Genomic DNA, 12,909 nt, shown 5'->3' with positions numbered 1-12,909 from the left:
CACGCTCTACGATGAAGCCGGCCACTGGCTGGGCGACTACGACAACACCGGGGCGGCGCTACAACAAGCGATCTGGCTGGACGATCTGCCGGTCGGCCTGATCGCCAACGGCAACCAGCTGCACTACATCGAACCCGACCATCTGGGCACCCCGCGCGTGGTCATCGAAGTGGTCCGCAATGTGCCGGTGTGGACGTGGGATCTGAAGAGCGAGGCGTTTGGCAACAGCGCGCCGAATCAGGATCCGGATTTGGATGTCAGCTCATTCGTGTTCGATATGCGGTATCCAGGTCAGAGGTACGATGCAGTTTCAGGGCTCAGCTATAACTATTTCCGTGACTATGACCCAGGCACGGGGCGATATTTGGAAAGCGATCCGATTGGATTGGACGGTGGTATCTCGACATTCGCTTATGTCGATTCTTCGCCTCTTGCTGGCTCGGATCCTAGCGGACTGGTTAAATGGACTGGAACGGCTGCAGTTGGCTACGCCGCGTTTACTCCGAAATTTAAGAAGATCCCGCTAAAGAAGTTTGAGCTCGGGAGAATCACCATAGAGCTCATAAGCGAGTGTGTTGATGCAAAACGCACGACGGTCACGTTGATCGGAAAAGCCGACATATCAACCAACAATCCAGTCTTTAAAATGCAGCTTGGTTGGTTCGATGCTGAACTTGAAGATGGGCTCGCATCGCCAAATCCTCAAGCCTTGGCGGGAAGTTTCCGAATGGAGACCTCTGGATTCGCTTCGGCCAAGGGTACGCTTGTGGCGGGCGCGGCAACCGGAAGTTTGTCCGGAAAATCTGTCGCCGGTTTTAAGGCGACCGGAACAACAACCATTGCGCCATTTTCGGTGGAAACTAAGAACTGTGAATGTCCCTAACAAGAACAGCTCAGCGCTTTGCAGTAAACGCATGTTGTGAATGTCAGTTTCGAGCTAACTGGAGATAATCATTGTGAAGAAAAGCAGAGAAATTACCGTTCTTGTTGGCCTGTTATGCCTTCAGATTATCCCTTGGACTTTTTTTGCTTGGGACGCATGCACTCATAAAGAAGAGGTATCTAATTTTTTCTCAAGTTTCAGCTTGTGGCTGGGTAGCTGGTGGTTTTTCGCGGCGATAATTCTTTCATTGCTCGGCCTTGTTTTGGCGGCAATTCATGCGGGGATGCAATCCGATATATCGTGGCCGTTGCGCCTATTAATAATTGTCACGTTCGTACTGATCACTCCAGTAGCTATCTCAATTTACAGCCTTGCAATGATTCTGAGAAAATTGAGGCTGGCTCCAGCGTGAGCCGGTTACGCTCAAAGAGATCGACGAGCAGAAATTCGACCGAATGGAGTTCGACGAAAAAGAACTGGCAGATTTTGGTTATTACATCCTGGCGAGGCTTCATGCTTTTAGGTCTATGGGTGAGGCCCCATAACAAATCAGTGACGTAGCCCGGGTAGAGCGCAGCGATACCCATCGCTACTTGGTCACCGCGTTGTGATGGGTATCGCCTTCGGGTCAACCCATCCTAGGACCCAAGCCGGCGCGCGCGTGGAGTTGGGTCCCGGCTTTCGCCGGGATGACGGCCCTCGGGGGTTGTGATGGCGGCCGCCCGCTTGCTTGCTTCTACTTCGCAATCAGCAACAGCACCGAGCGCCCCTGCAACCCGTAGACCGTGTTCTCGCCGCCGATCAACGCCTCGGAACCCGGCACGACGACCGTGTTCGGGCCTTCGTTCCAGGTGGCGGTGTCGGTGACGCGGTACCACTGCTTGCCGGTGCCGGGCCACGGCAGGGTGAAATTCACGTTGCCCGACCAGCCGTTGTAGGCCACATAGATCGCGCTGGCCGAATCGCCGAACTCGCTGCCATCGATGCGCCAGGCGATGGCGTGGTTGTTAACGTTGGTGAAGTAGGCCGTGTCGGCCTGCGCGCCATCGGGCTTGAACCAGCGCAGCTGCTCCATCACGTTACCGTTGTTGTCCACGCCCGAATAGAAATTGGCCGGGCGCAGCGCCGGGTGCGCCTTGCGGAAAGCGATCAGGCGCTTGCTGTAGGTCTCGTGGTTGGCCTCGATGCTGTCGCGGGTCCAGAACAGCCAGTTGGCCGACGAATCCAGGTTGTACACGTTGTTGTTGCCGAACTGCGTGCGCAGCGCCTCGTCGCCGCCGGTGATCATCGGCACGCCGGCGCTCAGCATCAGGAACGCCAAGCCGGTGCGCGCGGCCTTGCGCTGGTCGACCACGACACCGCCCTGGTCCCAGCTGTGGTTGTTGTCGTCGCCGCCATCGGACGGGCCGTAGGGCCAGGGCTGATTGTTCTGCTTGCTGTTGTAGGCGTACAGATCGCTCAAGGTGAAGCCGTCGTGCGCGACCATGAAGTTGACCGAATGCCAGGGCTTGCGGCCATCGTCGCCGTACAGATCCGACGAACCGGCGAAGCGGTTGGCCAGTTCCCCTGGCGTCACCGCTTCCACACCCATCTGGTTCTGCTTCTTGCGCAGCGAATCGCGATAGATGCCGTTCCATTCGGCCCAGCCGGTCGGGAAACCGCCGACCTGGTAGGAGTTGCCGCCGATCGCCCAAGGCTCGGCGATCAGATCCAGGCCCGTGCCGCCCGCGGCCGGCCGCGGCGGCAGTTCGGTCACGATGCGGTTGAGCGCATTGCCCGCATCCATCTTGTCGAAGTTGAAGCAGCCGTGCTGGCAGGTGTTGCCCAGCACCGAGGCCAGATCGAAACGGAAACCGTCTACACCGAGCGTATCGCGCCAGTAGGCCAGCGAATCGACGATCAGATTCTGCGCAATGGTATTGCGCGTGTTGTAGTTGCCGCCGACGCCTGTGTTGTCCCAGGAATACTGCAGATCGTTGGTCAACGAGTAGTAGGTCGGATTGTCCAGACCGCGCCAGGACTGCAGGTTATACACGGTGAGCCCGTCGCTGCCGCCCCAGGCCCCGCCTTCGCCGGTGTGGTTGTAGACCACGTCGATGTAGACCTTGATGCCGGCGTCGTGGAAGGCCTTCACCATCGCCTTCCACTCGCGCGTGGGGCCGCCCGGCGTCTTGTCCGACGAATAGCGGCGGTCCGGCGCGAAGTAATTGAGCGTCATGTAGCCCCAGTAGTTGTCTCCCGTAGTGGATAGAGGATCGACATCGTTGGTGTCGTTCTGGGTTTCCTGCACCGGCAGAAACTCGACCGCGGTGACGCCCAGGCTGGCCAGCGCCGATGCCTTGAGCGCTGCGCCGGCATAGGTGCCGCGCAGCGAGGCCGACATGGCGGTGTCGTCCTTGGTCAGCCCGCGCACATGCACTTCGTAAACCACTTCATCTTTCAGCGCACGCGTTGGCTTGGTGCCGTTGGAGGTGGTGATGGGCGCCAGCACGATGCCCTTGCTGGCGCACGCGCCGCTGTCCTTGTTGCGATGGGTGGCCCCGCTGGCGTAGATCGTGCCGTCGGTGCAGGTGGGGGTGTTGGGGTCCTGGCTGATCTCGACCGCGTACGGGTCGATCAGCAGCTTGTTCGGGTTGAAGCGGTTGCCGCTTGCATCGATGTCGGTGATGAAGCCGGTGCCGCTGCCCTTGGTCCAGCTGGCGTTGTACGGCCAGTTCGGTCCCCAGGCGCGGTAGCCGTAATAGACCGTGCCGGTGATGCCGTAAGTGTTCTTGAGTGTGGCCACCGAGGCGGTCTTGGACCAGACGTTGGCGGCGTCCTTGGTCAGCACGTAGCGCACCACTTCCTGCGCACCGGACGGGGTCTTGTAGAGAAAGACCTCGATGCGCGTGGCGCGCGAGGAATAGACCCGGAAAGTGATGTTGCTCTGGGTGCCGTCGTACTTCGCACCCAGGTTCTGCGCGTTGATCGCCGCCTGCGCGGCAGGAGCCGGCGCAAGCGACAGCACGAAAAAGAACAGCAGGCACACACCCACACCGCCGAACAGACGCATTGCGTTACGCATCGCAGCACCCTCCCAGGTAGCCGATAGCGCGCGACGGTTTGCCAGCGCGCCAGCGCATTGTGGGCCGTGGTGCAACCGCACAATGTGACCGTTGAAGCCGATGCATTCGTATTCATTGCCCTGCTGCGGCCGCACACGCGGCGCATCCGGCTTTCACCGTAGCTCCGGCAGGGCAGCGGTAGCATGCGGATCCCGTTTTCGAGGAGTCAGTCATGACCCCATTGGATAAGCCTCTGCGCAGGGCGCTGGAAATCGGCGACCGTCCCTACACTCTGGTGGTGGACGCTTCCGGTTCGAAGCTCACCGAGAAAGGCAGGCGAAAAGGACTAGAACTGAAACGGACCGATCTGGTTTCCGGGGACGCGGCGCTTGCAGTCGCCTTGCAGGCTTCGGTGGATGCAAAGTGATCGTCAACTCATCAGTCGATCGAGTTGCCGTGCCGGGTTGTCCAGGAACGCCTTGGTCACCTGATAGTGCTCGGTCTGCTCGTACTCCACCTGATGCAGGCCGTCTTCCCTGATCTGATAGATGCAGGCGTCCGGGTAGGCCATCAGGATCGGAGAATGCGTGGCGATCACGAATTGCGAACGCGATTGCACCAGTTGATGCATCCGCACGATCATCGCCAGCTGCCGTTGCGGGGATAGCGCGGCTTCCGGCTCGTCCAGTACATAAAAGCCGTTGCCGCCGAAGCGGTTGACCATCAGCGCGAAGAACGACTCGCCGTGGGATTGCTGATGCAGCGACTTCCCACCATATGAATCGATGATCGGCGGTCCGCCGGAGCCCTGGTCCAGCCGCTCGATCTCCGTGGCCAGGTTGAAGAAACTCTCGGCGCGAAGGAAAAACCCATCCTTGGCTCTGCGCACGCTCTTTGCCAGCGTTATGTACTCGTGCAGTGCCGAATGCGACGCCCGGGTCTGGAAGGTGAAGTTCCTGGTGCCGCCTTCGGGATTGAAACCCCAGCCGATGGCGATGGCCTCCAGCAGCGTGGACTTGCCGCTGCCGTTCTCGCCCACGATGAAGGTGACCTTCGGATGCAGTTCCAGAGTGTGCAGGTGCTGCACCACCGGCAGCGAGAATGGGTACTGGTTGAAGTCGGGAACCTTGCTGCGTTTCAGCTTTACGTCCAGCAGGTAGTGTTCGGCGTCGATGGCGCGCATGGGTTGGCCCTGATTGCCCGGCCGCCAGCCTACCCCGCCGCATTCGCGCGCGTTGAGACATGCAAAGCCAGCCGTGGGAGCGCCGTCCCGGCGCGAGCTCTTCGCTTCAGGCACGCATGAAAAGCTCGCGGCGGGACGCCGCTCCCACGTCCCCTTTTTTTATTTTTTTGCTGCTACAGCCAGCCTTTCTGCCGGGCCAGGCGATAGGCCTCGATGCGGTTGCCCACGCCCAGCTTGCCGATGGCTTCGGAAAGATAGTTGCGCACCGTGCCATGCGAGAGGTTGAGCTGCGTGGCGATATCGCCAGCCGAGATGCCCTCGCCGGCCAGGCGCAGCACCTGCCGTTCGCGGTCGTTGAGGGGATCGGCTTCGGACCACGCTTCCACCGCCAGATCCGGATCGATGGCGCGACCGCCGGCATGCACCTTGCGTACCGCCTGCGCCAGATGGTCGGCCGGCGATTCCTTCAGCAGATAGCCCGACACGCCGGCGTCCAACGCGCGGCGCAGGAAACCGGGGCGCGCGAAGGTGGTGACGATGATGACCTTCACCGGCAACTGGTGGCGCTGGATGCGCTGGGCCAGTTCCAGGCCGCTGAGGCCGGGCATTTCGATATCGGTCACCAGCACATCGGGCTTGAGCCGCTGCAGATCGCGCCACGCCGCTTCGCCATCGGCCGAAGCGCCCAGCACCTGGAAATCGCTCTCCATGCCCAGCAACGCCGACAGCGCGCCGCGCACCATGGCCTGGTCTTCAGCCAGCAGGATGCCGATCACTTGCGAGTGCGGAGAATGGACATGCGGTGAAAATAGCAAATTCGGGATTCGGGATTCGGGATTCGGGATTCGGGATTCGGGATTCGGGATTCGGGATTCGGGATTCGGGATTCGGGATTCGGGATTCGGGATTCGGGATTGGGGATTGGAGAAGTGGGAACGTGGCACCCCTTGTTTCTCCCGCTACTGACTACCGTCCTCCGGCTCTAGGTTCCGAATCCCGAATCCCCAATCCCCAATCCCGAATCCCGAATCCCTAATCCCGATCGCCAACCAACGGCAAAGTCACCTCCACACACGTGCCCTGCCCGGGCGTGGCGTCCACGCGCAGCCGGCCGCCCAGGGATTCGATGCGTTCGCGCATGCCGCACAGGCCGTTGCCCGGCACGATGGCCCCGCCGCGGCCGTCGTCCTGGATGCGCAGACTGACCTGCCGGTCCGCGCTGCGCAGGGACACGCTGGCGCCGGCGGCGCGCGCGTGGCGCTGGATGTTGGTCACCGCTTCGCGCACGGCCAGGGCCAGTACGGTTTCCTGTTCGGCCGACAACGCCACTTCGCTCATTTCGTACTTGAAACGCACGCCGTCCGACTCCAGCAGCAGCCGCGCCGAAGCGAGTTCGGCCGCCAGCCCAGCGGCGCGGATGCCGCTGACCGCGCGGCGCACCTGCGCCAGCGCATCGCGCGCCACGTCGCTGACATCGTCCATTTCCTTGCGCGCGGCCTCGGGGTCGTGCCCGATCAGGCGCGAGGCCAGGTTGGATTTCAGCGCCACCAGCGACAGCGTGTGGCCGAGCAGGTCGTGCAGATCGCGGCCGATGCGTTCGCGCTCGGCCAGCGCCGCCAGACGCCTGACTTCCTCGTGGCTCAGGCGCAACCGCGCTTCGCTGCGCAGTTTCTGGCGCATGCCTATGTTGAACAGCCCCACCACCACGCCGGCGATCACCCCGCTGCTCATGTAGATCATCGGGATGTGCGCGGCATGCCACGCCGTTGCGTAGGCGGCCAGCAGAGCCAATATGGCCAGCATCGCCTTGCGCGCGCCCATGCAGAACGGGAAGAACGCGCAGGCGTAGATGATGTAGCTTTGCGACCCGGGGTTGTAGGGCAGCAGGACGAAGCCCAGCGCGGCGATGGCCAGGTTGATCGGCAGCCGGTGGCGCCCGTAATGGAAGCGATGGAACAGCAGCAGGAACACCGCATAACTGGCCAAGGTGGGCCACAGCCAGTCGGGGTAGTACTCGGTGGCGTAGAACGGAGTGACGAACAGCCACACCGACCAGACCAGATTGATCCACGGAAACCAGCGCATGCTCGCGTCGGCACTGGCCTGTTGCTGACGGACCAGCGAATCCGGAGCGATAGGGAACAGCGAGTGCAATAGGGAGCGGAACAGGCTGATGGTCACAACATCCTCAGGCGCGTTGCAGGCGTCGCTGCGCCAGCAGCAAGCATATCGCCGTGAAGCCCAGCAATACCGCCACGTGCATTGCGACCGGGCGACCGCTGTCCTGGCCGACGATCTTCAGCGCCAGCTGGCTCAGGTGCCAGGCCGGCCACAGCGGAGCGATCCTTTCCACCACCGACGGCAACATGTGAAGGGGCAGCCACAAGCCGGACAGCAGCGCCATCGGCATGTAGATCAAGTTCACCACCGCCGGCGCTGCACTGCCGTTGAGCAGGGTACCCAGCAGCAGGCCCAGCGCGCAGAACGGCATCACGCCCAGCACATCCACGCACAGCAGCCATGCGATCTGCGATGCGTCCATGTCCACGCCGCCCAGGGTGATGCCCAGGGCCAAGAGCATCGCGCCGATGCACACGGCGAAAATCATCGACATGCCCACCTTGGCCAGCAGCACCGCCGAGGCCGGTACCGGTTGCACGCGCTTGAGCGTCAACAGGCCGCGTTCGCGGTCCATCGCCAGGCCCACGCCGAAACCGAACAATCCCGGACCCATCACCCCGAACATGCTGTAGGTCGCCATCAAGTAGCTGGCAGCACCGGCGTTGCCGCGATTGAGCAGCACGCCGAACAACAGGTAGAACATGGGCGCGAACACCAGCGTGGGCACACTGAAGGCCGGCGTGCGCAGCAGGCGCAGGAATTCGTAGCGCGCTTCGCGCAGGTACAGCATAAGCACGGCGCGGGGGGACAGGGAGTCTGGAACGACGGCGTTCATGCGGCCTCCGCGGCGCGAGTGATTTCAAGGAAGGCGTCGGCCAGGCCGGCGCGGTGTACTTCGAGTGCGGTGAGATGCGGGTCTTCGGCCAGCAGGCGCGCGACCACCGGCTCCACCGGTTCGGCCTGGATTTCCAGCAGGCCACCATCACGCTGTACCCTGCGCACGCCGGGCCAACAAGCGACGCCTTGTTCGTCCATCTGCGACTGGCAGCGGATGCGCCGCTGCAATACGCGTTCGCGGATCTGCTCCACGCTGCCTTCGGCCAGGGTGCGGCCGGCCCGCATCACCACCACATGGTCGGCCAGCGCTTCGGCTTCTTCCAGATAATGCGTGGTCAGCAGCACCGCACAGCCGGCGGCGGCACGTTCGCGGATCGCGGCCCACATCTGCTGGCGCGCTTCGATATCCAGGCCGGTGGTCGGTTCGTCCAAGAACAGCACCTGCGGCCGGCCGCAGATGGCCATAGCGAACTGCACGCGACGCTGCTGCCCGCCCGACAGCTTGCCGTAGGGTCGCTCCAGCAAACCGTCCAAGCCGGCCATCGCCACGCAGTCGGCCACGCTCAGCGGTTGCGCGTAGTAGCCGCGCGTCATCGCCAGCAGCTCGCCGACCTTCAGCGTATCCGGCAGCTGGGTGGACTGCAGCATCACCCCGGTGCGGCGGCGCGCTTGCATGGCCCGCGGCGACTGGTCGAGCAGGCTGGCCTCGCCCTGGTCCGCATCGCACAATCCCAGCATCACCGACACCGCCGTGCTCTTGCCCGCGCCGTTGGCGCCCAGCAAGGCCAGCACCTGGCCGCTGCGCAGTTGCAGATTCATCTCGTCCAGTGCGACGACCTTGCCATAGGATTTTCGCGCTGAACGCAGTCGGGCCAGGACTACAGGAGGAGAAACCACAGTGGAAGCAGACATGGCGATGTCCCAAAGGGAAGTAACGCCATCCTCCGCCGCATGCCGTCGGCCTTGCAGTGCAAGCCATCAGCCCAATCGGGTGACAGCTGTCACTGGCCCGGCGCGGCGGCCGCAGGCAAGCTGGGAACAGCAGAAAGTGACTTCCGGCAACTGGGCTCGGTTACTCTTGCCGGTCACACTCTCCGCCCTGCCCCGTCTGGCCATTAGATGAATACTTCCGCCGACCTGCTCAAAGAACTCCGCATCGACCGCAAAGCACCGCCGCCGCCCCAGTCCCGGCGCGGGCTGTGGATCGGGCTTGGCGTCGCCGCATCGCTGCTTTTGCTGCTGGCGATAGCGGCGTGGTTCGTGTTCGGCCGCGAAAAAGCCATCGAGGTGCGCACCGCGCCGGTGGCGGCAATGGGCGGCAGCGGCGGCGCTTCGGCTTCGGTACTGGACGCCACCGGCTATGTGGTGGCGCGGCGCATGGCCACGGTGTCGGCCAAGATCACCGGCAAGGTGAAGGAAGTGATGATCGAGGAAGGCCAGCGCGTGGAAGCCGGCCAGATCCTGGCCACGCTGGATCCCATCGATGCCGATGCAGAGCGCTCGCTGTATGCGGCGCAACTGGGCGCCGCACGCAGCCAGGTCACCGGCACGCAAGCGCAGCTGGTGGAAGCCGAAGCCAACACCCGGCGCTTGTCGACCCTGGTCAACCAGCAGCTGGTTTCCAAATCGCAATACGACCAGGCCGTCGCCCAGCGCGACTCGCTGCGCGCGCAGCTGCTCACCGCCCAGCGCAACGCCAAGGTCGCCGCCGACCGCCTGACCATCGCCGACAACGGCGTGGACAACACCGTGGTACGCGCGCCCTTCGCCGGGGTGATCACCGCCAAGGCCGCGCAGCCGGGCGAAATCGTATCGCCGCTGTCGGCCGGCGGCGGCTTCACCCGCACCGGTATCGGCACCATCGTCGATATGGATTCGCTGGAAGTGGAAGTGGACGTGGGCGAGGCCTTCATCGGCCGCGTGCAGCCGCAGATGCCGGTCGAAGCCACCCTCAACGCGTACCCGGACTGGAAGATCCCGGCCGAGGTGATCGCGGTCATTCCCACCGCCGACCGCGGCAAGGCCACGGTCAAGGTGCGCATCGCGCTGAAGCAGAAAGACCCGCGCATCGTTCCGGAAATGGGCGTCAACGTCAGTTTCCTGGAGCAAACCAAGCCGGAGCAGGCCAAACCGCAAACCGCGCAGCAGCCGCAGGGCGTGCGCGTGCCGGCCGCGGCCATCGTCGATCGCGAGGGCGCCGAAGTCGCCTTCGTACTGGGCGATGATGGAGAGCGGGTGGAACAGCGCACGCTGAAAACCGGCATGGCGCTGGGCAACGACCGCCTGGTGCGCTCCGGATTGGGCGCCGGCGACACGGTGGTACTGGACCCGCCAGTGGAACTGAAGGACGGCGCGAAAGTGAAGGTCGCGCAGGAAGCCGCCGAGTAGTTGACGCCAAGTTTGTGTGATTTTTTGCCTTGTCTAACGAATATGTGAGAACCGCTGTCGATTTTGCTGTTGCTCCATCGTCGCTTCACGAAACCCCGTGAGACGCGGCAAGCGGGTCGGGTAAACCCCGCAGGGGCGGCGCACAAGGATGTGCGCCGTTTCCGGAGGCGCAGGAAGCGCCTTCCGGAAATTCCCGGCCCGCTTGCGGACCCCACGGCTTCATCGTGGGGCGCGGCGTTAGAGCCTGCCCCGTACTTGATACGGGGGCGGCTTTCTTTTGGTTACTTTTCTTTGCCGCTCAAAGAAAAGTGACTCGCGCAAAGCGCGAAACGCTCTTGATCTGCTTCTGAGACGCTAAAGCAAAAAGCAAAATCAAGAGCGCCCCTCCTCAATCCTCCCCTGCGCTGCCCGCAAGGGAGGAGGCGAAAGCAGAAAAGCAGTAGAGGAACAGAGCAAGATCAAGATGGGTCCCAGCTTTCGCTGGGATGACGATCGGAAGATAGCAAGACCGAGAGGGATCCCAGCTTTCACCGGGATGACGACCAAAGAACCCGAGCAGAAGGAAACAACCCATGTCTTCACTGGTTTCGATTCGCAACCTCACCAAGACCTATCAACGCGGCCCGGAAAAGGTGCACGTGCTGCACGGCCTGGACCTGGACATCGGAAAAGGCGATTTCGTCGCCCTGATGGGCCCCTCCGGCTCCGGCAAGACCACCCTGCTCAACCTGATCGGCGGACTCGATGCCCCGACCTCGGGCGACATAGAAATCGACGGCGAATACATCAACCGCCTGAACGCAGGACAGCTGTCGCAATGGCGCAGCGACCACGTCGGCTTCGTGTTCCAGTTCTACAACCTGATGCCCATGCTGACCGCGCAGAAAAACGTCGAGCTGCCGCTGCTGCTGACCAAACTGAGCGGCGCGCAGCGCAAGCGCAATGCGGAAATCGCGCTGCAGCTGGTGGGCCTGTCCGAACGCAAATCGCACAAACCCAACGAACTCTCCGGCGGCCAGCAACAGCGCGTAGCCATCGCCCGCGCCATCGTCTCCGACCCGGCCCTGCTGATCTGCGACGAGCCCACCGGCGACCTGGACCGCCAGTCCGCCGAGGAAATCCTGGGCCTGCTGCAGCTGCTGAACCGCGAACACGGCAAAACGATAGTAATGGTCACCCACGACCCGAAGGCCGCCGAGTACGCCTCGCATACTCTGCATCTGGACAAGGGCACCCTGGTCGAACAAGTGCAGCACGCGGCCTGAGCCCGGGAGCGAACCTCATGAAATACCTGCATCTGATCTGGGCCGAGCTGTTCCGGCGCAAGACCCGCACCATCCTCACCCTGGTCTCGATCCTGGCCGCATTCCTGCTGTTCGGCCTGCTCAACGGCGTGCGCGAAAGCTTCGACCAGGCCGGCCAGAGCGCGCAAGGCGCCAAACGCCTGCAGACCAGCTCCAAGCTGTCCTTCATCGACACGCTGCCCTCGTCGCTGACCGATCGTATCGCCCGCACCGATGGGGTGAAGGAAGTGACTTACGCCAACTGGTTCGGCGGCGCCTACCAGAAGCCGGAAAACCAGGTCTTCAGTTTCGCGGTAGCGCCCAACTACCTGGACCTGTACCCGGAAATCGCCGTCGATCCGGCGCAGCGCAAGACCTTCGACGCCACCCGCACCGGCATCCTGGTCGGCGAAGGGTTGATGAAGCGTTTCGGCTGGAAAGTGGGGCAGAAGATTCCGCTGATGTCCACCATCTTCCCCAACAGCGACGGCACCAAGAACTGGGCCTTCGACATCGTCGGCGTGATGAAGCCCAAGGACAAGGCCGCCGGCGGCTGGTACGACCAGATGATCATCATGCACTGGAAGTACTTCGACGAATCCTGTCCCTACAACCGCGGCCAGGTGGGCTGGTACATCAGCGGCGTCAACGACGTGAACCAGGCCGACCGGGTGGCCAAGGCGATCGATACGCTGTCGGCCAACTCCGACCACGAGACCAAGTCCATGACCGAAGCGGCCGCGACCGCGTCCTGGATGAAGCAGATGGCCGACATCGGCCTGATCGTGGGTTCGATCATGGGCGCGGTGTTCTTCACCCTGCTGCTGCTGACCGGCAACACCATGGCCCAGGCGGTGCGCGAGCGCATTCCCGAACTGGCGGTGCTGAAGACGATCGGTTTCCGCAATGGCGCGGTGCTGGGACTGGTGCTGGCCGAATCGGTGCTGCTGGTGCTGATAGGCGGCGTGCTGGGCCTGGGCCTGGCGGCGCTGGCGGGGCCGGTACTGACCGCGGTGAGCGGCGGGGTGATCAACATGCCGCCCGTAGGCGTGAACAGCTGGTTGCTGGGGTTGGGCCTGATGGTCGCCATCGGCCTGCTGGTCGGCGCCTTGCCGGCCATCCGCGCCATGCGCCTGAACATCGTCGATGCATTGGCCGGCCGCTAACGGA

The 12,909-nt window shown here is 62.9% G+C and carries 12 protein-coding genes; 6 read left to right on the top strand and 6 right to left on the bottom strand.

Annotation, left to right across the window (positions count from 1 at the left end):
* Both CSC73_RS17925 and CSC73_RS17920 read left to right on the top strand, forming a co-directional pair.
* Positions 1 to 883: RHS repeat-associated core domain-containing protein (locus CSC73_RS17925; protein ID WP_163843345.1), on the top strand; the 883-nt coding region annotated here is incomplete at its 5' end.
* A gap of 73 nt (positions 884 to 956) precedes the next feature.
* Complete coding sequence (locus CSC73_RS17920) at positions 957 to 1,295, top strand: hypothetical protein (protein WP_163843343.1); 339 nt, start codon at positions 957 to 959, stop codon at positions 1,293 to 1,295.
* A 324-nt stretch (positions 1,296 to 1,619) separates the two neighbouring features.
* Here CSC73_RS17920 and CSC73_RS17915 read toward each other — a convergent pair whose 3' ends face one another.
* Positions 1,620 to 3,947 carry an isoamylase gene (locus tag CSC73_RS17915; RefSeq protein ID WP_211840929.1) on the bottom strand — a complete coding sequence of 776 codons (2,328 nt, stop codon included), beginning with the start codon at positions 3,945 to 3,947 and terminating at the stop codon, positions 1,620 to 1,622.
* A 212-nt stretch (positions 3,948 to 4,159) separates the two neighbouring features.
* On the opposite strand from CSC73_RS17915, the gene CSC73_RS17910 reads away from it, so the two are divergent.
* On the top strand, positions 4,160 to 4,354 hold the full coding sequence (locus tag CSC73_RS17910; RefSeq protein WP_163843339.1) for a hypothetical protein: 195 nt from the start codon (positions 4,160 to 4,162) through the stop codon (positions 4,352 to 4,354).
* A 3-nt stretch (positions 4,355 to 4,357) separates the two neighbouring features.
* On the opposite strand, the gene CSC73_RS17905 is transcribed toward CSC73_RS17910, so the two are convergent.
* The 5 genes from CSC73_RS17905 to CSC73_RS17885 all read right to left on the bottom strand — a co-directional run bounded on the left by CSC73_RS17905 (position 4,358) and on the right by CSC73_RS17885 (position 8,980).
* Positions 4,358 to 5,110, bottom strand: a complete 753-nt coding sequence (locus CSC73_RS17905) for an AAA family ATPase (protein ID WP_163843336.1) — start codon at positions 5,108 to 5,110, stop codon at positions 4,358 to 4,360.
* Positions 5,111 to 5,283: 173 nt separating this feature from the next.
* Positions 5,284 to 5,886 (bottom strand): response regulator transcription factor, encoded by a 603-nt coding sequence (locus CSC73_RS17900; RefSeq protein WP_093285971.1) that lies wholly within the window; start codon positions 5,884 to 5,886, stop codon positions 5,284 to 5,286.
* Positions 5,887 to 6,142: 256 nt separating this feature from the next.
* On the bottom strand, positions 6,143 to 7,291 hold the full coding sequence (locus CSC73_RS17895) for a sensor histidine kinase (protein WP_246197574.1): 1,149 nt from the start codon (positions 7,289 to 7,291) through the stop codon (positions 6,143 to 6,145).
* A gap of 7 nt (positions 7,292 to 7,298) precedes the next feature.
* Complete coding sequence (locus CSC73_RS17890) at positions 7,299 to 8,066, bottom strand: ABC transporter permease (protein WP_163843334.1); 768 nt, start codon at positions 8,064 to 8,066, stop codon at positions 7,299 to 7,301.
* Entirely contained in the window at positions 8,063 to 8,980 is a 918-nt protein-coding gene (locus CSC73_RS17885; RefSeq protein WP_163843332.1) for an ABC transporter ATP-binding protein, read from the bottom strand. The genes CSC73_RS17890 and CSC73_RS17885 overlap by 4 nt, the downstream gene beginning before the upstream one ends.
* Positions 8,981 to 9,187: 207 nt before the next feature.
* Between CSC73_RS17885 and CSC73_RS17880 the strand changes: the two genes are divergently transcribed.
* From CSC73_RS17880 to CSC73_RS17870, 3 genes are all read left to right on the top strand, one after another.
* Positions 9,188 to 10,456, top strand: a complete 1,269-nt coding sequence (locus CSC73_RS17880; RefSeq protein ID WP_163843330.1) for an efflux RND transporter periplasmic adaptor subunit — start codon at positions 9,188 to 9,190, stop codon at positions 10,454 to 10,456.
* Positions 10,457 to 11,028: 572 nt separating this feature from the next.
* Complete coding sequence (locus CSC73_RS17875) at positions 11,029 to 11,721, top strand: ABC transporter ATP-binding protein (protein WP_093285957.1); 693 nt, start codon at positions 11,029 to 11,031, stop codon at positions 11,719 to 11,721.
* Positions 11,722 to 11,738: 17 nt separating this feature from the next.
* Positions 11,739 to 12,905, top strand: a complete 1,167-nt coding sequence (locus tag CSC73_RS17870) for an ABC transporter permease (protein ID WP_093285953.1) — start codon at positions 11,739 to 11,741, stop codon at positions 12,903 to 12,905.
* The last annotated feature ends 4 nt before the right edge of the window (positions 12,906 to 12,909 follow it).

The organism is Pseudoxanthomonas sacheonensis (assembly GCF_010093305.1).
Lineage (GTDB): Bacteria > Pseudomonadota > Gammaproteobacteria > Xanthomonadales > Xanthomonadaceae > Pseudoxanthomonas_A > Pseudoxanthomonas_A sacheonensis.
The sequence above is the reverse complement of the archived record's forward strand: the minus strand, read 5'-3'. Positions and strand labels throughout refer to the sequence as shown.